Here is a 21598-nt window from a genome sequence, read left to right on the forward strand (position 1 = left end):
TGGTGGACGAGACAGCCACATTAGGGGATCAACGGGACACCACTCCAGGCGGCACTCCGTCACGGGGCGGTACGCCTCGACTGCGGTATGAGGTACAGTGTCGGAGTCTGCGGTACTGATCTTCGGACCGCTGCGCGGATGTAGTTTAATGGTAGAACATGAGCTTCCCAAGCTTATAGCGCGGGTTCGATTCCCGTCATCCGCTCGTGAACGAAGGCCCTGGTCAGAGACCAGGGCCTTCGTCGTTGTCCGGGGCTCTCCGGGCGTCACGCGTCGGGGCCGGCCGGGAGCGGTCAGAACTCCAGCACCTCACGGTCGAGCGGATAGCGCGCGTGGTGGGGGCCGTCGTACGGCGAGGGCGTGATCGGGAGGACGCCGGTCGGCTGGGTGCCCAGGTTGTCGTCCCAGAGGCGGGGTTCGACCTGCCCGACGACGCGGAACTTCCGGAAGGTGAACGGCGGGCTGTCGGTCGGGAAGAACTCGGGCGTGGTCATCACCTGGAAGTGCAGGTGTGGCGTGGTCGAGTTGCCGCTGTTGCCGATCAGACCGAGGACCTGGCCGGGTTCGACGTGGTCGCCTTCCCGGACCTTGAGCGAGCCGGGCGTCAGGTGGGCGTAGAGCAGGTAGCGGCCGGGCGCGACCTCCACGGTTACGTGGTTGCCGACGGTCTGCTCGATCGGCGGGACCGGCGGCGTAACGGGCGGCGTGTTGTCCGGGATCCCGTCCTGGACCTCCACCACTCTGCCGCCGGCCGCCGCCACGACGGGCTGCCGGTAGCTCAGGTAGCTGGTGAGCCGCGCGGGGTCGCCCTCCCAGGTCTGTCCCTGCTCGCCGACCCGGTACCAGTCGATCGCGAAGCGCTGCGGCACGTAGAAGCGGCCGTTGATCGGGCCGAGGCCGCGCCGGTGGTGGGTGTTGCCGCAGCACGACTCGCTGGAGTACCAGGTGCCGGGACGGACCGGCGCGTCCAGGTTCAGCGGCGCGGTGCGGTCGGTCGGGGTGATCTGGACCGTCTCCTCGAACGGGGAGGAGCCGGAGGCGGTGAGGACGGAACCCGAGAGGTGGTGCTCGAGGACCTTGGGCACCCGCTTACCACGGTCGAGGACCAGGTCGAGCCAGACGACCCACTGCTGGGAGCCCGGGATGACGGTCGGCGTCGGCCCCGGGGGCGCCGGCGTGTACCCGTCCGCACCCGGCAGGGGGTCGCCCACCGGGTTGGCGGCGTCGGCCAGCGCCTGCCCGCTCAGCGAGCCCACCACCCGGTGCGTGCGGGCGTCCCTGACCTCGACCCGGTCCAGCCGCACCCGTGCGCTGCTGGGCAGCGCGTTCGTGGTGAGCAGTTCGTACGAGAGGTGCGTCTTGCCGTCCGTGGCGCGGAACGGCGCCGGTTCGGTCATCACGGCCGCCGTCAACGGCGTGAACTGGGGGCCGGGCGCCGGCGTGGTCGGGCCGGTCCCGTATCCGGGTGCCGTCGAAGCCGTCAGCATGCCGACCGCGAGCACGGCGGCGGCGAGCCCGCGACGTAGCGGGCCGCGGCCGGTGCGGTTGCGAGGGTGGCGCTCTGCCATGGTGCTCTTCCAGTCGTCGGGTCCGGGACCGTGAAGGGCACCGGCACGCCCCACGCCGAGGCGCAGGCCCATGTAATCCGGCCGAGCGGCGCTCCCGGCGGACGGCGCCGGAGTCAGGCGCCGAACTACACCCGTCCAGCCGCACCGGACCGCCGAGCGGGGGCCGGCACGTGCCTCATCCGTGCCCTCCAGAACGGTGAACAGCGGTCACCACGGGTGGGAGCAGAGCCTCCCGGAAGGACCCGCGAAGAGGCTTGTCCGCAGGTCAGAGGCCGTATGGGCGGCCGAAGCAGCGGTGATTCCCAAGCTTTATAGCGCGGGTTCGATTCCCGTCATCCGCTCTTGAGAGAAGGCCCAGGTCGACGACCTGGGCCTTCTTCGTTGTCTGTATCGAGGTTCAGGAACGGCGCCACCGCGGTGGCAGCCACAAGCGTCCTGGGTGGAGGTGTCGTCGCTTCCACCCAGCACAACGAGCACGCGGTCACAGCACCAAGCGTCCGGTTCCGGCGCCGTTGAAGGTGCCGCGCGTGCTCGTCCGCACGGGGTTCACTTCGACAGCGGCGGTGGTCCGGCCGCGGGGCGCCCGGTACTGCGTACGGCCTGGGTCTGGGCCAGTTCGCGCACCGTGGCCATATCGCTGAAGGGGAGCAGCTTCTCGCCGACAATCTGGTGTGGTTCGCTGCCCTTGCCGGCGATCAGGACCGTGTCGTCGGGGCCCGCCGCGGACAGGGCGAAGGCGATCGCCTGGCGGCGGTCGGTGTAGCGCCGGAAGGGGGTTCCGGTCGCCGTGAGGCCGGGGGCGACCTGGTCCAGGATGGCCTCAGGGTCCTCGTTGCGGGGGTTGTCCGAGGTCAGGACACAGAGGTCGGAATGGGTCCCGGCGATCTGGCCCATCTCGGCCCGTTTGGTGGTGTCGCGGTCTCCGCCGCAGCCGAAGACCGTGATCACCCGGCCGCGGGCGAAGCCCCGGATGGTGGCCAGGACCTTGTCCAGGGAGTCCGGCGAGTGGGCGTAGTCCACGATCACCGACGTGCCCGGCGGGGTTCGGAAGCGTTCCATCCGGCCCGGGACGGGCGGCATCCGGTCGAGCGCGTCGACCAGCGGGCCCAGCTCGTGCCCCAGCACGTGGCAGGCTGCCACCGTGGCCAGCGCGTTGGCCACCGAGAACCGGCCGGGGACGGGGATCGAGGCCGGGTAGGCGTGTCCGTCGTGGTGGAGTGCGAACCGCGTACCCGAAGCACTCACCACGAGGTCGGTGGCCCGATAGTCAGCCGGGCGATCCAGGGCGTACGTGGTCACGTCACCCGGCATCATCGACACGATGGACGCGCCCACCGGGTCGTCGGCATTGACCACCGCGCGCCGGCACAGGCCCTGGAAGAGTCGCAGTTTGGCGTCCCGGTAGTCCGCCATCGTCCCGTGGTCGTCCAGATGGTCCTGCGTCAGGTTGGTGAACACCCCGACGTCGATGAACGTACGGTTCACCCGGTGTGTCAGCAGCGCCATCGAGGTTGCCTCCAGCACCACGCCGTCCGCCCCACGGTCGCGCATGCACCCCAGGAGGTACTGCAGGTCGGGGGATTCCGGCGTGGTCAGCACTGATGGCGGCATGGGGATCGGCTCGTCGCCGATCCTGCTTCCGGCGGTGCCGATGACCCCCACCCTGGAGCCCTCGGCGATCCGCAGGACGGACTCGACCATGTACGAGACGGAGGTCTTCCCGTTGGTGCCGGTGATCGCCACCATCTCCATCTGCCGCCCGGGCTCGCCGAAATAGCGGGAGGCGACCACCGCGGCGGCCGTCCGCGCGTCGGGTACCCGGACGGCGCAGGTGCCCGCGGGCCATACCCCGGCCGGCAGGGCGGGTTCGCTGCTGTCGACGAGCACGGCGGCGGCGCCTCGGGCCAAGGCGGGCGAGACGGAGCCCGGGCCGCCCTCCCGGTGTCCGGGTACGGCGATGAAGAGCGAGCCCGGCGTCACCCGGTCGGCGTCGAAGGTGATTCCCGCGGTGATCAACGTCGTGTCCGGATCACCCAGGAGAACGTGGTGTTCCTGCCCGGCCAGCAATGCGCTCAGCTTCACAATGATCCCTTCGAGGGGGCTCGGGCCCGGGCGTGCGGCCGTAGCCAGGCGGCAGTGCCGGCGGCATGCCGGGAAGCTGCTGTGGTGATGTGGAGCGGAGGAGCCGGAGGCGCGATGCGCTAGCCGTGGCCGTGCAGGGCGGTGCGGCGCGTCTTGGGCACTGTGGCGAGGGCCGCGCCGGTCGGGCCGACGACGGTCGGAACCCCGGCGGCCGGGCGCATCTTGTAGGCGGCCTGCTGCAGGCACTGCCTCGAGGAACGTGTGCGACCCATGGGCCGAGTGTACGGCCCGCCCAACGGCCCGAGGACCGCCTCTGCCGGCGCATGAAGGCCACCGGTCCGTCACGGCGGCGGCCGGCCGAAATCCTCCCCAGCCACGCCAGCCAGGTCTTGAGTGCTGCCTCCTCGGTCGGTGGGGGCTCAGCGGCGGGCCAGCTGGTGTTCGCTGTTCGCCCCGGGCTTGTAGGGGAGTTCGTAGTGCCGGAAGACCGCTTCCTCGTGCCCGGCGGGCAGTACGTCGTCCGTACCGATCGAAGGGCACTGCTTCACCAGCGCCTTGTCGTGGGCGAACCTCACACAGCCCGGGCTCACCGTCGGATCGTCGCAGCCCCGCCCCAGGTCAGCGGCCTGGGGCTACGTCGTTGTCCGGATCAAGCAGCACTTACCTGAAGCGTGTTGCGGAAGGGGGTGTCCGGGCAGGGCCGGCTCCGGTGCCGGTCTGGTCATGGGCGAGGGTGAGGTACGGGACAGCCCTGGCTGATCGGACCGGCGAGTCGCGCATGCCGTCGCGCCCCCGATGCCGACGCTGTCAGCGTCGCCGGCGCGAGAGCGGCACGCGTGCGACCGTTTCCACGCAGCCGGGCATTGCTCGTACGAGCCAAAGTGAGGTCTCTCCCCAGGGCATAAGGCAGGAGGCGCACGGCGTCGGCTCATCCAGCCCGCCGAGTACGAGCGAGAAAGGCCCGGAGGGCATCCGCGGGGCGTGCGAGGGCGCATTTGAGGGCCTGGCCCGCTCCTTCTGGGCGCGATCGCGGCCGCGCGGTGGGCGGTCGATGGGTGAGGGCGGCCGTCGGCGCCTCGTGCCCCACCCGTGCCCCTCAGGACGGACAACAGCGGTCTACACGGGTGTCCACGAGCCTGTGGAATGAGTGCCACCAGAGCATGTTCCCGCAGGTCAGAGGCCGGATGATCAGGCGGGCGGCGGTGATTCCCCAGCTTATAGCGCGGGTTCGATTCCCGTCATCCGCTCCATAGCAAAGCCCCAGGTCAGCGATCTGGGGCTTCGTCGTTGTCCAGCCCTTACACAGCCCCCGCCTTCGATCGAGAGGGCACACCTCATAGGGTGAACAGTCGTACAGGCAAACACGCGTGCGACAGTGCGCCGAGCGGGGGCTCAGGATGCGGAACGCCGATCTGGACGTGTCGGAGGACGGCCTCACCAGGCTGGCCAACGACCTCGACGAGATGCAGCGCTATCTGGAACAGCAGACCCGCACCATGGACGGGGTCGTCGACAAGATCGCCGCGGGCTGGCAGGGACCCACCGCCACCGCGTACCGCTCCCTGCACACCGGCGTCGCCGAGGACGCCGTACGCATCCGCCAGGTGATGGTCCTCCTCGAAGCGGCCATGCGCGCCTCGCGCGACGGCTTCACCGAGCAGGAGCTCGACACCCTCGCCCGGATCCGGCGGATGCAGGACGGGGAGGACGTGTCCGCCGCCGCCCGCGCCCTCACCGTGCCCGACCCGGCGCCCGCGCAGGACGCCGGCCAGCCGAAGAGCCGCATTCTGGACGTCTGAACCACGGGGGATCAGCACCATGCCCGACGAAGACCGGATCACCGTCGACTTCGCCACCCTGCAGCGCCTTTCGGGGGACCTGGAGGACATCCTCCGTACCCTCAACGGGAAGCTGGAGACGCTGTACGGGCGCGTCACCAAGGTCGTACTGACCTGGGACGGCGAGGCCCGCGAGGCCTTCATAGACGAACTGGACAAGTGGAGTCGCTCCGCCGACGACCTCAAGGCCGCCCAGGCCTGGCTCCATGAGGTCGTCGTCACGGGGCACCTCAACTACGCAGCGGCCAACAGGTCCGTACTCGAGGGCTGGGGAGGCGGCGCCTGATGGCAGGGCCCTCCACGCCCGCCCAGTCGCCTGGCGGCAACGGCACCATCGACGTCAAGCCCAGCGACCTGTGGGCGGCCTCCGGGCGGGTCGCCGCGCAACAGGACTTCCTGGTGCGGGCCGCCAACAGGCTCATGGAGGAGCTCGGCAAGTACCCCGACGCCGGAGGCGCCGGTACCGAGGCCCAGAGGTTCGCCCAGGCGTACAAGAAGATCGGCGACCGCTGGCTGGAGGTCTGGGGCCGGTCCGTGCTCAGCGTCGGCGGCGTCGCGGTCGGGTTCACCGAGACGGCCAACGCCTACACCAGGGCCGATGCGGCCGCCCACCCCAAGCCGGGGAAGACGGCCGAGCAGCGCCCGCGGCCCGCGGTCATCGACAAGGCCCCCGACTTCGGCCCCATGCCCCTCATCAAGTGGGGCGACGACGACGGCGGCGACGACATCGAGCGGCGCATCATGGAGGGCATCCCCGAGATCGTCCGGGACGTCCTCCAGCCGCTGTGCCGGAACGTGTTCCGGATCGGGCGGGTCGCGGACGTCTTCCCGTACCCCCAGCAGCACTACCTCAACTCCCTGTGCCACAGCTGGATGAACGTCTCCATCGCCGCGACGACGGGCGCGGACCAGCTCACCCAGGCCGTCGGCGCCATCACCAACCCCCAGCAGGCGGAGTGGGAAGCCGCCATGAAGACGTTCTGCAGCGCGCTGTGGGGCGCGACCTCCTGGGGTCGGTCGCGGCACGGCAAGCAGTGGGGCCAGACGGCCAACTCCGGTCCGGGCACGCCCCACACCCCCACCGGCAGCCAGCCGGTCCTGGCCGTACTGAAGGACACGGCCGACGACATCGCCACCATCCTGCGCGAGTACGCCGAGGCGGCCGTCGACCTGAACCGCGACGTCATCGACGAGATCCACCGCGCCATGCTGGAGGCCGCCAAGGAGATCATCGACGACCTCGCCAGGCCCAAGGGCCCCAAGAGCCTCCTCACCGGCGTCACCTCCCTCATCGGCAAGGGCGCCGGCCTGGTCCTCTCGTTCGACGTCAAGACCGTCCTCAACATCAACACGGCGAAGCTCAACCGGATCGTGGACACGTACACCGGCATCCTCGACGGGCTGACCACCCGCATGGAGGCGCTGAAGGGGCCGCTGGACGAGGCGTACCTGAGCGCCCCCAAGTTCGAGGCCGGCGTCGCCCGCGCCCAGGGCTTCGGCATGCGCGCCCTGGAGGAGTTCAAGGAGTCGCAGGTCTGGCTGAAGGTCGACTCGGCCGGCAAGTACGACCTGAACCTCGCCGCCAACGAATACTTCGAGCACGGCCACACCCTCGACAAGCACGTCGGCAAGACGGACGAGCAGCTGACACAGCGCCTGCGCGACCAGCAGACGGCCGGGCCGACCCAGGCCTGGCCGTACGGCAAGCCATACCCCGGCGCCGCCTCATCCTTCCCGAACTACCAGCGGGCGGAGCAGCTGACCGAGTACAACCTCAACCAGAACAAGGCCGCCATCGAGGCGTGGATCAAAGGCCCGCCGCCGCCGGAGGACGGCAAGGTCGAGAAGTTCCTTTCGACCGCGCCGAACGGCGAGACCAGCGGCAGAAGCGTGTTCAAGCAGCCGGTCGACCCGAACGACCCGAAGTCCGGGTACAAAGAGGGCGGAATGGAGGCCAAGGCGTACGACGTGACCGGCATCGACACGCGCATCCGGTACGACAGCAGTCGCAACCCGCCCTTCACGGTCATGACGTCGATGCCCTACAAGCCCTAGCCCTCTGAGGAAGGCTCGCACCTCATGTTCACCGACCGGATCTCCTGGGACGCCGCGGTACGCCACCTGTACAGGGACGCGTACGCATACATCGCCACCGGACCGCGCCGCCACCAGGACTGGACTCTCGATGTCCTCGCGCTGATGGCCCGGGCGGTGCCGGACCCTCGGGAGTGGGCCCGTGTCGATGACGCGGAGAAGGACCCCGAGCGGGAGGCGAACCCGATGTGGCCCTTCGCCGGTCACCCCCCGGAGTACGTCGCGCCGCGCCTCAAGGAGATCGACAGGGACAGTGCCGAGAACCTGCTCCTGGCCCTCACCGAGGCCGGCTGCACCCTGGACAACCTCCGGTACTTCGACGAGTCCGAGGACGAGCTGAGGGCGATGGCGCGCACGATCCTGGCCCGTTACGGCGACAAGGCCACCTATCACACCAACGTCAGCAAGACCGGCAGCGCACCCGGCACCCTCGACTTCACGCTGCAGAGCCTGGGGTACAACCCGCTGAGCGTCCTGATGGAGGACTGCGGCCTCGTCGTCGTGTCGGATACCGAGGTCGGGCTGTTCTGGACGTTCTCCGACTGACGACCCAGCCGCCGACCAGGCGATTTGAGAGGATGCCCCCGTGCTGACCCGTTCCGCTTCCTACTCCGACCGGGAGACCGCCCAGTGGGCGACCCAGCAGGTGGTGACCGCCAACGAGCAGGTCATCCACCGCTGGCTGGCCCAGGGCACCCGGCCCCGGCTCACCATCGAGGCGGCCTGGCCCTCGCGGGAGGAGCCCGTGGGGCGGGTGCAGCTGGAGGGGGACCTGCTGGCCGGCCTCGGGCCGGTCGACGTCCGGGCGGCGCGCGTGGTGCTGCGCCGGGAGGCGTCGAGCCCGTACGGCTTCGTCGTCCACACGACCTTTCCGTTCTACCTGTAGGGGCGTACGCCGATGTCCATGAAGCCCCTCGAACACGACCGCCGGTACGGCGAGTTGGACCAGGTGATGCGCGCGTACCTGGGGCAGCCGGCCGACGACACCCCGGAGCGGCGCAGCCGCGCTCTGGACGCGTACCTCCGGCACACCTGGCACACCCGCCCCGCCGCCATCGCGGAGGCGGAGCGGCAGCTGCGCGAGTACAGCCGCAACCCTCCGGGCCGCATCCGGCGCGACCTGGGCGAGTTCTACGCGATCCCGGACACCGGGATGCCCCAGTCCGAGATCGGCGACTGGCTGATGGTCCTGGCCGACCACCTGAAAAAGAGCATCGAGGAAGGCGACGCCCCGGAACCGTCGTCCCCGCAGACGCACTGGGAGTGGCACGCCCGCTTCCCGGAGACCGCGCAACTGCTCGGCGGCTGGTTCTCCCAGGACATCGTCGACGAGTTCCCCGACCACGACGCCGCCGTCGCCGACTACGCCGCCACCACCCATCCCCAGCTGGTCGCCCGCCTCGTCGGCGAACTCCACGAACTGCTCGCCCTCCCCCTGGACGAAGGCGACTACGCCTTGGCCGCCGTCGAACTCGGCATGGAGGTCGGCCCGCCCGCGCCGTTCTCCTACGGCGCCTGGTTCCAGTCGGTGGCGACGACGCTGTCCGGCGTCTGATCCGAGCCTTGATGGCCGCGCCTCGCTCGTCCGGAGGGAGTCGCGGCCGCCCGGAAGGCCGACCGCGGTTTGTGGGCCGTCGGCTCACTCGTGCCCCGGCCGTGCCCTTCACAGCGGACAGCAGTGGTCGGCACGGATTCCCAGAAGCCTGCGGGATGAGTGCCACCAACGGGTGTTTCCGCAGTTCAGGGGCGCGTCGACCCACCTTCGCGCGTCGGTGATTCCCAAGCTCAGAGCGCGGGTTCGATTCCCGTCATCCGCTCCATAGCAAAGCCCCAGGTCAGCGACCTGGGGCTTGTTCGTTGTCCAGATCTCGCAGTGCCGGATCAGTCACTTCTCCGTCTGCCCCGGACGCGGCGCCCGAGCCGGGCCGGAACCCCCTGACGATCAGCCACCCGGCCAGCCCCAGCTCCCAGGCGAATACCGGGAGCGCGGCGGCCGCCCCCGCCACGGAGAGCTGCGCGTAGGCCCCGAACATCACGGCGACGGCCGAGGCGCAGATCAGCGGTCCGCCGACCAGCCCGAGCACGGCGATGAAGCGCGGTACGAGCCGCGCGCGGTACGCCAGGTACGCGAGCAGGACGGTGTTCAGGCCGAGGGCGATGTTGGGCCCGAGCAGGAACGTCCAGTCGTGCACGGCCACCAGTGCGGCATCGGCGCCGTCCGCCGCCCCCGCGTCCCGCCGCAGGGTGACGAGCGCCAGGACGGCGACGACCCCGAGGGCGATGACGGCCGCCTCCAGCAGCCGCCCGAAGGCGTACCCGAGCGCGAGCCCCTCACCGTGGCGCCGCAGGACGGGGAACAGCGCCGCCCCGGTGCCGGCCACCGCCACCACCAGCACCACCTCGCAGAGCGCCCCGAGCAGTGCCCGCGTGTCGGCGCCCTGCGCGAGCCGGCCGTCCGCCGCGCCCAGCAGGGGGCGGTACAGAACCGCCCCGGCTATCGCGGCGGCCTCGGTCAGTAGGAACAGCGACCCGGCGGCCACCGCGGTTCTCCGGTCCGGACTCATCTAGGCACCCCTCGCTCGGTGTGGTGTACGCCGTACACCTGGCAGTGACCATAGGTGTACGGCGTACACTCGTCAAGGAGAGGCGCTGTCGAGGAGAGAAGGGCCGAAGCGAGATGACCCGGCAGGAAGCCACGCGCGCGCAACGGATCCCCCTGAACAGGGACCGCATCCTGCGCGCCGCCGTCGCGATCGCCGACGTCACCGGCATCGACGCGCTCAGCATGCGCAGGCTCGCGCAGGAGCTGGACGTCGTACCGATGGCCCTCTACAAGCACGTGGCCAACAAGGAGGAGCTGCTCGACGGCATGGCCGACGCCGTCGTCCGCGAGATCGACCCGCCGGCCGCAGGCCCCGACTGGCAGCGCGTGGTCCGCGGGCGGATCCTCTCGGCCCGGCGGGTCCTGCTGCGCCACCCCTGGGCGGTCCGGGTCATCGAGTCGCGGACCGGCCCCACCCCAGCCGTGCTTGCCTACCTGGACTCGATGGCCGGGAGCTTCCGGGACGGCGGCCTCTCCGCCGACCTCACGCACCACGTCATGCACGCGATGGGCAGCCGCCTCCTCGGATTCAGCCAGGAACTGTTCGACACCTCGGGCCCCTCCGGCCCACCGGACCCCGGGCTGGCGGCGCGCTACCCGCACATCGCGGAACTGGCCGCGACGGCCGCACACGACGAGGGCTCCACGGTCGGTGGCGGCTGCGACGACCAGTTCGAGTTCGAATTCGCCCTGGATCTCCTCCTGGACGGCTTCGAAAGCCTCCGCCGCCAGGGCTGGACATCCGCGCGGAAGGCGTAGCGGGTGCGGGGACTGATCCGGCATCGGAGGGAGAGGGAAACCCGGCCCAGCCGGGGCCAGTGGTTGCGCGCGGGCAGCAATGCAGCACGTCGTCGGCTCACCCTGTTCCGGAGTCCCGCACCATTTGCGCACCACTGCGATGGCGACCAGGCCTCGGGCATCCTGGGCAGTTCGGGCCTGCCCCGTGCGGCGCCGCCCTGCGGCGGCGGTGCGTCAGCTCTGTGCGGTGTCGTCGCCCGTCTGCCCGACGCCCTCAGTCGCGCCCGTCTTCTCGCGCATCTTGCGCACCAACTCCGCCTTCCGGTCGGCGGCACTCTGGCGGTCGAGGTTGCGGTGCGGACCGTTGTTCTGGCGTTCGGCGCGGGACAGCTTCTTGCGCTGGCCGCCGCCCTGACCCACGGGGTTGTTGATGTTCTTGCTGTCGGTCACGGGTTCTCCCGGTAATAGAGGTGAGTGATCTACGGATTCATCGGTGGGCGACGGGCGGCGACGTCGAAGGACGTCAGCAGGGGCCCATCACGCGCTCACTCGTAAATCGGCGTCTGGAAGAACATGACAACGACGTTACCCGGTCCCGTCGACCCCGCACACCAGTGCTTTCGCCGTCCCGGCGTCGGCCGGGGGCAGCACCACCCCGCAGCAAGACCGCAGGCCGGAAGCCGTCCAGACCCTTGGGGCTCGGGTGCCGTTGGCGCTCTCTGATGTCGAGACGCACATCGAGCGTCCACGTCACCTCCACCGCTCCGGCGTCGAGGTCGACGTCGGAGCAGCGCGGTTCGGCCGGTTCCTCCGGCCGCGTGGAGGCGAAGGCTCCGAATGTTGCTCTCAGGGGCCGGCCGCGCCCCTCACGTGCCATGAAACCGGTCGTTTCGGTGCCGACGCCGTCTTCCGTACCTCCTCCGGCCTGGCCCGGACCTCGGACTGATTGCTGAAGGGCGACCTGCCGGCCGGGCGTGGCCCGTCGACGTCCGCGCGGCGCGCGTACCCGGGGCAGCCGGTCGACGGCAGTCCGGGCGAGCGCGGGCTGAGGCCGAGGCCGGGCCGAATCAGGAAGCGGTGCACGCCTCGGCGATCGACACGCTGTTCTCGTAGAGGTGGTGCCGGGTGATCCGGCCCTCCTCGACGGTGAGGCGCAGCGCGAAGGGGCCCTCGAAGGACTTTCCCGTCGCGCGTACGGTCCCGGAGAGGTGGCCCATCAGGACGGCGTCGGTGCCGTCGACCAGGAACGTGTCGATGGAGGCCTGTGCGTCCTCGGCCACCGTGTGTTCGGACAGCTCCGTGAACTGGGCGGCGCATTCCGTTCCGGTGGAGCGCGGCCGGATCCAAGGGACGGCGGGGTTCTCGGCGAGCAGCCAGTCGACGTCGTCCGCGAAGAGCGCGACGAGCCGCTCGACGTCCCCGGCCATTCGGGCGGCGAGGAACTCCTGGACGACGCGACGGGTGGTGTCGGCGGAATTCGCGGTCATGGGTGCGCTCCTCGGGCCTGTGGTCTTCGGGGATCTCGCTGATGTGCACCACACTGCCGCGGCAGGCGAGTGCGGTCGATGACGTCAGAGGTAAGGGAGGCCCTGGAGGAGCGCCCTGCGCGTGTGCGGCGCCGGCCCGTCGGCGATCGTCGACCTCGTGGAACGAGTGGAACGACACGGAGGGGCCGGGGTCCGTAGACCTTCCGCCTCCCTCACCTCCCCTCGATCGGGTGAAAACATCCTCTGCCGCACGTATGCGTTCGGACGGCGGCCCACGGATATGACGAGACGGCGGAGGTGAGAGGTGTGGCCCATGCCATGGAGGGCGCGTCGATGAGTCGGGCCGCGGAGCGCGTCGCCTGGGGACCGGACACGCCCTTGCCTCGGGTCACGGCGATCGAGACGGCCGTACCGCTGCATCGGTATCGCCAGGAAGAGATCATGGCCGCACTGGGGCGCGCCACGCTGATGGAGTCCCGGACGAGGACGCTGATACGGCGCAAGATCCAGGCCAACGCCGGGGTCGCCACGCGGCACTTCGCCCTGCCGTTGGAGGACCTCGTGGAGCTCGACGACTTCACCGAGACCAACCGCCTGTGGCGCGAAGCCGCTCTCGAGCTCGGGGAGCGCGCGCTGACCGATGCCCTGCGGACGGCCGGGGTGCAGCCGGGGGAGGTCGACGCGGTGATCAGCACCACCGTGACGGGCCTGGCCGTGCCGTCACTGGAGGCCCGGCTGGCCCACCGGCTGGGGCTACGGCCCGACGTCACGCGCATTCCTCTCTTCGGGAACGGCTGCGCCGGAGGAGCCGCCGGACTCGCCCGGCTGAACGACTACCTGCGCGCCCACCCGGACCACGTGGCCGTCCTGCTCGCGGTGGAACTGTGCTCGCTGGCGTACCAGACGCAGGACACGTCGATGGCGAACATCGTCGCCGGCAGCCTCTTCGGTGACGGTGCGGCCGCGGTCGTGGCCGTCGGCGGGCAGCGGTGCGCAGAGCCAGTGGGCCCCGACCTCATGGGCCCCGAACTCGTGGACTCCCGCAGTTGGCTGGTCCCCGACAGCGAGGAAGTCCTCGGCTGGGAGATCGGATCCCACGGTTTCCGGATCCTCCTCGCTCCCGAGGTGCCCGCCCTCACCGAGGAGCACCTGCCCAAGGCCGTCCACGACATCCTCGGCGCGTACGGGCTGCTGCCCGACCAGGTCGGGAGCTGGATCGTCCACGGCGGTGGTCCCAAGGTCCTCGCCGCTGTCGAGCGGGCCTTCGACCTGCCGCCCGCGGCTCTGGAGCCCACGCGTCGCTCCCTGGCGGAGCGGGGCAACCTCTCGTCCGTATCCGTCCTGGACGTGCTGCACACGACGATGAAGACGCCACCGGAGGCCGGTACACCGGGGCTCGTCGCGGCCATGGGTCCCGGGTTCGCCATCGAACTGGCCCTGATCCGCTGGTGATCCGCCGACGTCCCGCCCCCTCCGCCTTCCGACCGCACTGATGTGACAGGAGTGCCAGCGTGATGGTTCTGGGTTCCGAGCAGCTGCCCACCGGGCTGCTGGTCCTGATCGCCGTGATCACCGTCGAGCGCGGCTTCGAACTCGTGGTGGCACGGCGGCACGCGCGCTGGGCGTCCGCCAACGGCGGGGTGGAGTACGGCCGTCGGCACTACCCGGTCATGGTCGTCCTCCACGCCGGCCTGCTCGTCGGCATCCTCGCCGAGGTCGCGGCCGCCGACCGCCGGTTCGTACCGGCGATCGGCTGGGCGGCGCTGGCGGTCACCGCCCTGTGCCAGGCGGCCCGGTGGTGGTGCGTACGGTCCCTCGGCCCGCGCTGGAACACCCGCGTCATCGTCGTCCCGGGCATGCCCCTGGAGACCCGTGGCCCCTACCGCCGGCTCCGCCACCCGAACTACGTCATCGTCGTGACCGAGGGCATCGCCCTGCCCCTGGTCCACAACGCCTGGCTGACCGCCCTCCTCTTCACCGCGGCGAACGCGGCGCTCCTGACCGTACGGCTGCGCGTGGAGAACAAGGCGTTGCAGCTGGCGGCGTAGTGTCCACCCGCCCTCACAGCGCGGGTGAGTGCGGTGAGTGCGCGAGAACGGGCGCATCCTGGGGCGGGGCGCTCGTTGCTCCGGGTATGAAGAAGATCATCATGCTCGCCGCCCTGCCGCTCGCGATCGTCGGCATGGCGGCCCCGGCGCAGTCCGACGACGACAGCGACTGCGGCAACGGCAACGTGATCGACCACGCCCTGGGAGGCTGAGAAGCCGCCGGTGGCCCCCGCAAGACAGCGCGGCGGGGGCCGCCGCCGCGTCCGCTCCCGACGGGAGGGCGCTTCAGTCGTAGAGGAGGGACGCGGACGAGGTGGTCGCGCCCTGGCGGCCGGGTGTGGTGTACGCGAAGTTGAGCACCGTGCGCCGGAGCCCCGGCCGCGTGAGCGGGGAGACGCGGTGGGCGGTGCGGTCGCTCCGCAGGAGGTAACCGTCGCCGGGCCGGTGGTGCGCGCGCCGGGCGCCGGGTGCGTCGAGGGCGTCGAGGTCTCCGCGGCCGGGATGGAACTCCAGCAGTCCCCCGTCGGCGGCGTGCGGCGGGGCCTCCAGGAAGAGGACGAGGGCGAGCGGGTAGTCGTCGGTGTGCGCGCCGTGGGTGTCTCCGGGGCGGTGCAGCACGTTCAGGACGTGCCGTTCGACGGGGTCGTGCACGGCGACGACCGTCTCGCCCAGCAGGGAGGAGAGCAGCCGCGTCAGTTCCCGGTCCGCGTAGAGACGCGCGATGACCGGTGAGGCGTCGGCGATGCGGTGTCCGCCGAGCGTGGTCATGTGCCGGGGGCTGTCCGCCATGCAGGACATGCGGAAGTCACGCCGTACCGCATCGGCCTCCAGCCGGCGCGCTTCCGCTCCGAGCGCCGTCAGCCCGGCGGGGCTGACGAGCTGGGGCAGGGCGACATACCCGTCTTCGGAGAACCGCCGGCGCAGCGACTCCCGGCGCGAGAACGAGGGCAACGACAACACGGACGAATGCATCCCTCGTGCCCGCGCGGGACAAACCCACCTCGCGCGGCGGAGCAGGCGTGGACGTAGACCTCAGTCCGAGGACGAGGTGACTGCCCACTCCGGGCTGTACGGCCCGTAGGAAGGGCTCTCCCGGTCGTCGTCCTCGCCCCCTGCCTGCGGGGTGTCGGTGAGCCAGTACCGGTCCGTGTCGCTGTCGGTTCCCCAGAGACCCTCGAAGCCGTGCGGGCCGGTGATACGGGTGCGGGCGCGCGGCGCCCAGTCGTCGCCCTTCGCCTTCCACAGCTGGAACCTCACCGGCCGGCCGAAGTCCGCCGGCACAGTAATGGTGTACGTGTCCTCGCCGCCCGCCTCGAAGTCGTTGTGACCGGGGGTGTCGAGGACCGTCCACGGGGACGTGCGGCCCTGCGCGTCCGTCAGACGGCCCTGCACATCGCTGTCCGTACCGGCGCCGTCCACGTCGGAGGTCTCGATGGTGAACCGGTAGCTCGTCGTCCGCGTCCCGGTCCCCTCCGGTGCCTCCGGTGCCGCCGCCGCGCTCGGTGCGGCATCACGCGCGTCCGCGCTCTCCGTACGGGGAGCGGTCCGCTCGGAACCGTCCTGCGCCGTCCCCGCCCTTTCCCGGTCGTCGCCCTCCCGGCCGGAGACGAGTCCGCCGACGAACAGACCCGCGCCCGCGCAGGCCAGCAGCACGGCGCCGGCGACCACCGCGCGGGACGGAGCCCGTCGCGGTCGGGCGGAGCGCGGGACGGGCGGGTGTCCGTCGTCGATCCGGGGCAGGGGCCTGGTCGACGACACCTCGTCGGGCAGAGCGGCGGACCCCTCCGCCGCCGGGTGGGGAAAGCGCGGGATGACCTCGGTGGCCTCCGGGTCGCTCCCCCGCGACCCCTGCCCCTGCCCCTGCCCCTGGCCGGTCCCGAACCGGTACTCCATCGCCGAACCCCCACACCCGGATCACGTCAAAACGCCGGGGAGCGTAACCGACGGTCACACCGCTCTGATCCTCGTGACCACCCCTCGGACGCCGACCCTCCGCAGCCAGTCGGGGCGAGAGCCCGAGGCCCTGCTCCCAAAAACCGCCGTACGGGTGAATCCGAAATCTGCGCCGGCGAGGTGAGGATTTAAAAGGCCGCGCGGTGAGGGTTTTTACCGCACAAAAAGAGCTGGGATATACAACCGGTCTCGGCCGCTCGGGCATGCTAGTCTCGATCTCAGTTGCAGTTGTGGTTCCCGAAACTTCAAGTGCCTCCATCCGACCCCAGGGTCGCTGGGAGTGCTTTTTTTCATCTCCGGTCTCTTTCCGGCGGGGTAATCATCTCGGCGACACGGCATCCGCGCAGTGCGGGTACCGATGTGCCCCAAAGGAGATATGACATGGCTACTGGCACCGTGAAGTGGTTCAACGCGGAAAAGGGCTTCGGCTTCATCGAGCAGGACGGTGGCGGCCCCGATGTGTTCGCCCACTACTCGAACATCGCCGCCCAGGGCTTCCGTGAGCTGCAGGAAGGCCAGAAGGTGAACTTCGACATCGCGCAGGGCCAGAAGGGCCCGACGGCGGAGAACATCGTTCCCGCCTGACGCTGACGCGTAGTACGCAGCTGGGGTCCGCATCCTTCGGGGTGCGGACCCCAGCTGCATGTGCTTTTCCGCAGCACTTCCACCGCAGGCGGATTCCGCAGGTGGAATCCGGAGGTGTGCATCCGCAGGATTCGTGCCCTGGGGGGCGGAGGTGAATCCGTTTTCGTACGGACTCCATTCGCCCGTCCCGCCATTCTGCGAAGAGAGCATGAGGGCCCGACCGGTGCGCACCGGTCGGGCCCTCCTCGCGTGTTCTTCGACTCAGTGGTCGGAGTAGCTGAAGTCTCCCACCGTCCAGGCGTTGACGTCCTCGATCGATACGCGGTACATCCCACCCGTCTCCGGGATCCCCACCGTGCCCTGGATGATCCGGGCGACGTGGAAGTGCAGATGCGTGGGTGGGCCGTCCTGCCCGGCCGGCTTGTTGAAGGCGTCGGCGAACTCGGCCAGCTGGGCCGAGTCCGTCAGGACCTCCGTGACGCGCTGGCGCCACACCGCTTCGGGGGCCAAACGCCCCGTGATGACAGCCCCGCCCGTGATCACGGTCAGGGACATCTGATTGCTCTGCCCGGACTCGACCTTGGCGGCGATGTCAACGAGCAACTCGTCAGGCTTCGACATGAAAGCCGATTCTATTCGCCAGGGCGTCCGCCCGTCACGGGCGTGGGTGGGGCAGGCCGGGACCGCCCTGCGATGGTACGGATCCGGGTCGTACCGCTCGGCCGGGGACCGGCCGTCGTGCCCCTGTGCGCTGTGTCGCGCGTCGCCAGAGCTGAGGCAGGAAGGTGTAGAAGCGGTCCGGGAGGAACACGGCGTCCGCGATGATCATGGCGCCGGAGAAGAGGGGGAGCCCCATGAGGACGGCGATACCGATGTGCATGCCGAGCAGCACGGTCAGAACGGGGTACTTGAGCCTGCCGAAGAGCACGAACGGGAAGGCGACCTGCAGGAGCACCGTCACGTAGCCGGCGATCGCGATCACCATCGGGTACCCGACCACGAGGTGGGAGAGCGCTGGCCAGGGCTGGAACAGTTCGAGGTTCAAGGCGTAGTGGAGAGCGGTGCCGCCGCCCCACGTGGTGCCCTGGATCTTGTACAGGCCGGCTGATCCGTACAGGAAGCAGACCTGTACGGCGATGAGGAAGAGGCCGCAGTTGTGCAGCACCGTGGTCAGGGTGGTGCGGGCATCCCGGAGTTGCTGTGCGGCGAAGCTCCTCACCGGCTCCTGCGCGCTGCCCGCACGAGCGGTCCTGAGCCGGGCCCGGCGTGCGTCCAGGGACCAACGCCTACCGCACGCGGTGAGGACGAGGTAGAGGGACATCAGCAGGACCAGGTTGTCGCCTCCGTCCGTCACGAAGATCGCCCGGGCATGGAACGAGGTCACCACGACGGCGAAGAGAAGGGACAGGACGCGGGTCCGCCAGCCCAGCATGAACAGCGCGGACGTGATGACGGCCAGCACGTAGCAGAGCTCGAAGTAGGCACGGCTGTCGGACAGGACCAGGATGCTGTACCAGCCCGTCTGGTCGAAGAGCTGCTGCGCCAGCGCGGGCGTCCAGGGCGCGTGGGGGCCCCAGATCTCGTCACGGTGCGGGAACTCGCGGAGCAGAAAGACCAGATAGAGCAGCCCGTAGCCGATGCGCAGGACCGAGGCGGCGTACAGGGACACCGGCCGACCGGTGAGAAGCGTCCACAGGGCGCTGATCCGGTCCAGGAGCCATCGGCGGGCGGCGCCGGAGAGTGACGTCTCCCGACCCTCGGCCCGGTCGGATGAGGCCGCCGTGGAGGGGAGCTGGGGGGTCTGCTCATTTCCCATGGGGGGTCACCTTCCACCAGGGCAGGAGCCGGTTCTCTGTGGGCACCGGCGGGCGGTTCTCGGCGCGCGCGGCGGGCGCGGCCACGGGCAGGGTGATGACCCGCAGCTGAACGAAGTCGAATGTGCCGCCGTCGTTCTGTGCGGCGACACGGTCCGCGGCGATGTTCCTCAGATACTTCTGCAGCATCACGGCCCGGTCCGAGCGCGCCGTGTCGCTTCCTCCGTGTGCCTCCACATAGGAGCTCCAGGCACGGCGCAAAAGGTTCTGGGACGTATGGCTCGGAAATACGTTGTGCTCGACCGCGGAATTATCGACGGCGGTCAGGTCGAACCAGGGGCTCACGCGAACCGATCCGTCGGATTCCGTGTGCGCGGTCCTCGCCAGGACTTGCCGGTTGAACGATTCGGGGTCCGGCGCGAAGAGCCGCCAATTCTGTTCGAAGAGGGGGTACACCCACCCGTTGACATGGGGGTTGTAGCGCTGTGACACCGGGTTGGAGGGGGCCACGTGAAGGAACACCATGACGACGTGGACCAGGGTCGTCACCAGACACACGACGACAGCGGTGTACAGCCCTGCCTTCAGGGCGAGGGCGCCTCGGGGCCGACTGCCCGACATGACCGTTCCGTCATCCCGAGGCGGGGCGGCCGTACCGGAATCGCGCTGCTGAAGTTCCTCCACGGCTGCTGAGTCCATCCCGCTCGACACCGCCCACCCTGTCTTTCTCGTCCGTGCTGCTCGCGCCGGGGATCTCCGCGGCTCTCACCGACGGCGCGCGGCGGAGTCGGTGAGGATTCCGCCGCGCGCCGTCATCTGATGAACGGGCTTCGTGCAGCCCGCTACCTAGCCCTCGTGGCCTACATGACCCTCATGGTCGGCGGGCTTGTCGGCGTAGCCGTAGTGCCCATCGGGCTTCTCGCCGTGGCCGTCGTGGCCACCGGGCTTCTCGCCGTGGCCGTCGTGGCCACCCTGGTCGTGACCCGGCTTACCGGGTCCCTCGTCGTGCCCATGGCCCGGACCGCCGTGATCCGGCTTGCCGTGATCCGGCTTGCCGTGATCCGGCTTGCCGTGGTCCGGCTTGCCGGGCTGGCCGCCGATCCCGCCGCCCACGATCCCCCCAGTGGTGGGCCCGGCGATGACGTTCCCCGACGTCCCCCCGGTCACGAGGCCGACATCCGGAAGGCCGCCTCCGATCAGTCCCACGGTCGTGCCCGTGGTCACGCCGGTGGTCAGGCCGAGCGTCGTACCGGAGGTCGTGCCGGAGGTCGCACCAGTGGTGGTCGTGCCCGTCGTCACGCCGACCGTCGCCCCGGTGGTCGTTCCGGTCGTGGCTCCAGCGATCGCCCCGGTCGTCGTGCCGGTCGTCGTTCCACCGGTGGCGCAGCCACCGAGGAAGATCTTGTTGCTGTCCATCGTCACCTCGCCGTTACGGGCGAGCGCCCGGCCCTCGATGTTCGTCCCCGTTCGCAAGAAGATCGAGGTCAGAGCCATGATGGTGCCCACGAAGGTGGTGTTGGTGTTGAGCTCCGCCGAACTCCCGACCTGCCAGAACACGTTGCACGGCGAAGCGCCGTTCGTGAGGAGGATCCGGCTGGAGGTTGCCGTCGTCAGGGCCGTGGGAATCTGGAACACCCAGACCGCGCTGGGGTTTCCTCCGGCGTTCAGCACCAGGTCGCCGGTGAGTCCGACACTGCCGGCGGGGTCCCTCCTGTAGACGCCCGGAATCAGCTCTGTGGGGCCGGACGTCCCCGTGCCGATTGCCGCCGGAAGGTCGAAGTCCTCGGCCTGGCCGGCCGCGTTGTTGTACGCCTCGATCAGATCGCTCTTGGCCTGGAGGGCCGCAGCGTCCGCAGCGTGCACCTCCCCGAGCACGCGGCCGGGCGGGAATCCCGTGATGGCCCCGTTCGGGTGCGTCCCGAGGTCGTGGTCGATCACCGTGGGGCCGGTGTTGGTGACCCCTTGACCTGCCAGCACGGAGTAGCTGGCCGTTGTGGCCAGAGGCACGGGTGTCGCAATGGCCAGTGCCTGCGTCGGCGTTACGGCGACCATCACAGCGGCAACCGTTGCGGCGAGGGTCGAGGCGAGCCCGCCGGACAAAACGCGGCGCTGAGCCGCTTGACTCATTTTCAGCTTCATCAAGAGGTCAATTTCCTGTGGGGGCCGTGGCGTACCGGGCCCTACCGATCACCCGGGAAGCCTTGTGGTTGTCAGCCGCATATTACGCAGGAATTTTTACGCACCAACACTGAGCAGGAGCGAAAAAGGGGGGATTAATATAAACACATGTGCAGACGTGGAGCGGGATGAATATATTCGAACTCGCATCGTCGATCGTCCGACGTATCCCCCGGATAGGCGGAGTTCGATGCGCTCATCTGAATCAGCACCGCACATGTGCGCAATAAATCCGCCCCCGCGCACACCGAGCCGTACCGCCGACAAGGTGATTTCACGAACGCGGCAGGACGGGCGTGGCAATCGGGGGCGAACGGGCGGCGATCACGGCATGGGCGTGCGACCCGGCCGGCAGGACGACACCGTGGCCGGGCCCGCGCGTCGGGGTCGTGGGCAAGAGCTGCCGTCTCGGCCTCCATCCTCTCCCCGATCGCCGACGTCGACGCCTCCCGGGCGTTCCTCTGCACCCACCTCGGCTACCAGGTGGCCATGACCGACGACGGCTTCGCCTCTCTGACCCGCGAGGACGTCACCGTCGACATCGTCCTGCTCCGCAAGGGCACCGAGGCACCTGTTCCAGATGGCCGAGGCCAACGGGATCGTCGTCCAGC

Annotated in this window: 23 protein-coding genes, 1 tRNA gene and 1 pseudogene; 12 read left to right on the forward strand and 13 right to left on the reverse strand. The window is 69.9% G+C overall.

The annotated features are described in order from the left end of the window. The first annotated feature begins 134 nt into the window (after positions 1-134). Positions 135-205, forward strand: a tRNA-Gly gene (locus tag ACFYV5_RS14330). A gap of 88 nt (positions 206-293) precedes the next feature. Here the strand turns inward: ACFYV5_RS14330 and ACFYV5_RS14335 are convergent. The 4 genes and pseudogenes from ACFYV5_RS14335 to ACFYV5_RS14350 all read right to left on the reverse strand — a co-directional run. Continuing rightward, positions 294-1568, reverse strand: coding sequence for a M23 family metallopeptidase (locus ACFYV5_RS14335; RefSeq protein ID WP_389168327.1), 1275 nt, complete (start codon positions 1566-1568; stop codon positions 294-296). A gap of 546 nt (positions 1569-2114) precedes the next feature. Continuing rightward, on the reverse strand, positions 2115-3650 hold the full coding sequence (locus ACFYV5_RS14340) for a UDP-N-acetylmuramoyl-L-alanyl-D-glutamate--2,6-diaminopimelate ligase (protein ID WP_389168329.1): 1536 nt from the start codon (positions 3648-3650) through the stop codon (positions 2115-2117). Positions 3651-3769: 119 nt separating this feature from the next. After that, a complete protein-coding gene (locus ACFYV5_RS14345) occupies positions 3770-3922 on the reverse strand; it encodes a hypothetical protein (RefSeq protein WP_355110548.1) in 153 nt (50 codons plus the stop codon). Positions 3923-4069: 147 nt separating this feature from the next. Then, a pseudogene (locus tag ACFYV5_RS14350) lies at positions 4070-4213 on the reverse strand (PRC-barrel domain containing protein); the annotation flags it as partial. Positions 4214-5047: 834 nt separating this feature from the next. On the opposite strand from ACFYV5_RS14350, the gene ACFYV5_RS14355 reads away from it, so the two are divergent. Genes ACFYV5_RS14355 through ACFYV5_RS14380 form a run of 6 tightly spaced genes read left to right on the forward strand, consistent with a single transcriptional unit; the run spans position 5048 to position 9137 of the window. Next, positions 5048-5449, forward strand: coding sequence for a WXG100 family type VII secretion target (locus ACFYV5_RS14355; RefSeq protein ID WP_389168331.1), 402 nt, complete (start codon positions 5048-5050; stop codon positions 5447-5449). Between the two features lie 19 nt (positions 5450-5468). After that, positions 5469-5774: a WXG100 family type VII secretion target gene (locus ACFYV5_RS14360; RefSeq protein WP_355110551.1), complete on the forward strand. Its 306-nt coding sequence runs from the start codon at positions 5469-5471 to the stop codon at positions 5772-5774. Beyond that, positions 5774-7543 carry an RNase A-like domain-containing protein gene (locus ACFYV5_RS14365; RefSeq protein ID WP_389168334.1) on the forward strand — a complete coding sequence of 590 codons (1770 nt, stop codon included), beginning with the start codon at positions 5774-5776 and terminating at the stop codon, positions 7541-7543. The genes ACFYV5_RS14360 and ACFYV5_RS14365 overlap by 1 nt, the downstream gene beginning before the upstream one ends. Positions 7544-7567: 24 nt before the next feature. Further along, the gene (locus ACFYV5_RS14370; RefSeq protein ID WP_389168336.1) at positions 7568-8128 is read left to right on the forward strand and encodes a hypothetical protein; all 561 of its coding nucleotides are present in this window, start codon (positions 7568-7570) and stop codon (positions 8126-8128) included. Positions 8129-8168: 40 nt separating this feature from the next. After that, positions 8169-8468: an RNase A-like domain-containing protein gene (locus ACFYV5_RS14375; protein ID WP_355110554.1), complete on the forward strand. Its 300-nt coding sequence runs from the start codon at positions 8169-8171 to the stop codon at positions 8466-8468. Between the two features lie 12 nt (positions 8469-8480). After that, the gene (locus ACFYV5_RS14380) at positions 8481-9137 is read left to right on the forward strand and encodes a contact-dependent growth inhibition system immunity protein (RefSeq protein WP_389168339.1); all 657 of its coding nucleotides are present in this window, start codon (positions 8481-8483) and stop codon (positions 9135-9137) included. A gap of 280 nt (positions 9138-9417) precedes the next feature. Here ACFYV5_RS14380 and ACFYV5_RS14385 read toward each other — a convergent pair whose 3' ends face one another. Continuing rightward, complete coding sequence (locus ACFYV5_RS14385; RefSeq protein WP_355110556.1) at positions 9418-10146, reverse strand: DUF4386 domain-containing protein; 729 nt, start codon at positions 10144-10146, stop codon at positions 9418-9420. A 113-nt stretch (positions 10147-10259) separates the two neighbouring features. Here ACFYV5_RS14385 and ACFYV5_RS14390 point away from each other — a divergent pair, with 113 nt between their 5' ends. Further along, a complete protein-coding gene (locus ACFYV5_RS14390; protein WP_355110557.1) occupies positions 10260-10943 on the forward strand; it encodes a TetR/AcrR family transcriptional regulator C-terminal domain-containing protein in 684 nt (227 codons plus the stop codon). A 213-nt stretch (positions 10944-11156) separates the two neighbouring features. On the opposite strand, the gene ACFYV5_RS14395 is transcribed toward ACFYV5_RS14390, so the two are convergent. Continuing rightward, positions 11157-11372, reverse strand: a complete 216-nt coding sequence (locus tag ACFYV5_RS14395; protein WP_355110558.1) for a DUF6243 family protein — start codon at positions 11370-11372, stop codon at positions 11157-11159. A 617-nt stretch (positions 11373-11989) separates the two neighbouring features. After that, positions 11990-12409, reverse strand: a complete 420-nt coding sequence (locus ACFYV5_RS14400; protein WP_355110562.1) for a nuclear transport factor 2 family protein — start codon at positions 12407-12409, stop codon at positions 11990-11992. Between the two features lie 333 nt (positions 12410-12742). Here ACFYV5_RS14400 and ACFYV5_RS14405 point away from each other — a divergent pair, with 333 nt between their 5' ends. From ACFYV5_RS14405 to ACFYV5_RS14415, 3 genes are all read left to right on the forward strand, one after another. Continuing rightward, positions 12743-13861, forward strand: a complete 1119-nt coding sequence (locus ACFYV5_RS14405) for a type III polyketide synthase (protein WP_389168342.1) — start codon at positions 12743-12745, stop codon at positions 13859-13861. Between the two features lie 62 nt (positions 13862-13923). Next, positions 13924-14457 (forward strand): isoprenylcysteine carboxyl methyltransferase family protein, encoded by a 534-nt coding sequence (locus ACFYV5_RS14410; protein WP_389168929.1) that lies wholly within the window; start codon positions 13924-13926, stop codon positions 14455-14457. Between the two features lie 86 nt (positions 14458-14543). After that, on the forward strand, positions 14544-14669 hold the full coding sequence (locus ACFYV5_RS14415) for a hypothetical protein (protein WP_389168344.1): 126 nt from the start codon (positions 14544-14546) through the stop codon (positions 14667-14669). A 73-nt stretch (positions 14670-14742) separates the two neighbouring features. Here ACFYV5_RS14415 and ACFYV5_RS14420 read toward each other — a convergent pair whose 3' ends face one another. Together ACFYV5_RS14420 and ACFYV5_RS14425 are read right to left on the reverse strand one after the other, a co-directional pair. Further along, entirely contained in the window at positions 14743-15417 is a 675-nt protein-coding gene (locus ACFYV5_RS14420) for a phytanoyl-CoA dioxygenase family protein (protein WP_389168346.1), read from the reverse strand. A 72-nt stretch (positions 15418-15489) separates the two neighbouring features. Further along, complete coding sequence (locus tag ACFYV5_RS14425) at positions 15490-16350, reverse strand: PLAT/LH2 domain-containing protein (RefSeq protein WP_389168348.1); 861 nt, start codon at positions 16348-16350, stop codon at positions 15490-15492. Between the two features lie 441 nt (positions 16351-16791). Between ACFYV5_RS14425 and ACFYV5_RS14430 the strand changes: the two genes are divergently transcribed. Then, positions 16792-16995, forward strand: a complete 204-nt coding sequence (locus tag ACFYV5_RS14430) for a cold-shock protein (RefSeq protein ID WP_010985582.1) — start codon at positions 16792-16794, stop codon at positions 16993-16995. Positions 16996-17256: 261 nt separating this feature from the next. Here ACFYV5_RS14430 and ACFYV5_RS14435 read toward each other — a convergent pair whose 3' ends face one another. From ACFYV5_RS14435 to ACFYV5_RS14450, 4 genes are all read right to left on the reverse strand, one after another. Continuing rightward, positions 17257-17616 carry a hypothetical protein gene (locus ACFYV5_RS14435; protein WP_355110566.1) on the reverse strand — a complete coding sequence of 120 codons (360 nt, stop codon included), beginning with the start codon at positions 17614-17616 and terminating at the stop codon, positions 17257-17259. Between the two features lie 34 nt (positions 17617-17650). Next, positions 17651-18811, reverse strand: a complete 1161-nt coding sequence (locus tag ACFYV5_RS14440; protein WP_389168351.1) for an HTTM domain-containing protein — start codon at positions 18809-18811, stop codon at positions 17651-17653. Continuing rightward, entirely contained in the window at positions 18801-19358 is a 558-nt protein-coding gene (locus tag ACFYV5_RS14445; RefSeq protein ID WP_389168353.1) for a DUF5819 family protein, read from the reverse strand. Before ACFYV5_RS14445 ends, ACFYV5_RS14440 begins: the two co-directional genes overlap by 11 nt. A 297-nt stretch (positions 19359-19655) precedes the next feature. Next, positions 19656-20816, reverse strand: coding sequence for an ice-binding family protein (locus tag ACFYV5_RS14450; RefSeq protein ID WP_389168354.1), 1161 nt, complete (start codon positions 20814-20816; stop codon positions 19656-19658). Positions 20817-21598 lie beyond the last annotated feature (782 nt).

Source organism: Streptomyces sp. NPDC003035 (assembly GCF_042888285.1).
Classification (GTDB): Bacteria; Actinomycetota; Actinomycetes; order Streptomycetales; family Streptomycetaceae; genus Streptomyces.

What these genes read in the sequence shown, in the direction of transcription:
- ACFYV5_RS14435 (WP_355110566.1), bottom strand. Translation starts at nt 17,616, where the DNA reads ATGTCGAAGCCTGACGAGTTGCTCGTTGACATCGCCGCCAAGGTCGAG.
- ACFYV5_RS14430 (WP_010985582.1), top strand. Translation starts at nt 16,792, where the DNA reads ATGGCTACTGGCACCGTGAAGTGGTTCAACGCGGAAAAGGGCTTCGGC.
- ACFYV5_RS14405 (WP_389168342.1), top strand. Translation starts at nt 12,743, where the DNA reads ATGAGTCGGGCCGCGGAGCGCGTCGCCTGGGGACCGGACACGCCCTTG.
- ACFYV5_RS14440 (WP_389168351.1), bottom strand. Translation starts at nt 18,811, where the DNA reads ATGGGAAATGAGCAGACCCCCCAGCTCCCCTCCACGGCGGCCTCATCC.
- ACFYV5_RS14335 (WP_389168327.1), bottom strand. Translation starts at nt 1,568, where the DNA reads ATGGCAGAGCGCCACCCTCGCAACCGCACCGGCCGCGGCCCGCTACGT.
- ACFYV5_RS14345 (WP_355110548.1), bottom strand. Translation starts at nt 3,922, where the DNA reads ATGGGTCGCACACGTTCCTCGAGGCAGTGCCTGCAGCAGGCCGCCTAC.
- ACFYV5_RS14370 (WP_389168336.1), top strand. Translation starts at nt 7,568, where the DNA reads ATGTTCACCGACCGGATCTCCTGGGACGCCGCGGTACGCCACCTGTAC.
- ACFYV5_RS14360 (WP_355110551.1), top strand. Translation starts at nt 5,469, where the DNA reads ATGCCCGACGAAGACCGGATCACCGTCGACTTCGCCACCCTGCAGCGC.
- ACFYV5_RS14400 (WP_355110562.1), bottom strand. Translation starts at nt 12,409, where the DNA reads ATGACCGCGAATTCCGCCGACACCACCCGTCGCGTCGTCCAGGAGTTC.
- ACFYV5_RS14385 (WP_355110556.1), bottom strand. Translation starts at nt 10,146, where the DNA reads ATGAGTCCGGACCGGAGAACCGCGGTGGCCGCCGGGTCGCTGTTCCTA.
- ACFYV5_RS14425 (WP_389168348.1), bottom strand. Translation starts at nt 16,350, where the DNA reads ATGGAGTACCGGTTCGGGACCGGCCAGGGGCAGGGGCAGGGGCAGGGG.
- ACFYV5_RS14355 (WP_389168331.1), top strand. Translation starts at nt 5,048, where the DNA reads ATGCGGAACGCCGATCTGGACGTGTCGGAGGACGGCCTCACCAGGCTG.
- ACFYV5_RS14390 (WP_355110557.1), top strand. Translation starts at nt 10,260, where the DNA reads ATGACCCGGCAGGAAGCCACGCGCGCGCAACGGATCCCCCTGAACAGG.
- ACFYV5_RS14380 (WP_389168339.1), top strand. Translation starts at nt 8,481, where the DNA reads ATGTCCATGAAGCCCCTCGAACACGACCGCCGGTACGGCGAGTTGGAC.
- ACFYV5_RS14410 (WP_389168929.1), top strand. Translation starts at nt 13,924, where the DNA reads ATGGTTCTGGGTTCCGAGCAGCTGCCCACCGGGCTGCTGGTCCTGATC.
- ACFYV5_RS14365 (WP_389168334.1), top strand. Translation starts at nt 5,774, where the DNA reads ATGGCAGGGCCCTCCACGCCCGCCCAGTCGCCTGGCGGCAACGGCACC.
- ACFYV5_RS14415 (WP_389168344.1), top strand. Translation starts at nt 14,544, where the DNA reads ATGAAGAAGATCATCATGCTCGCCGCCCTGCCGCTCGCGATCGTCGGC.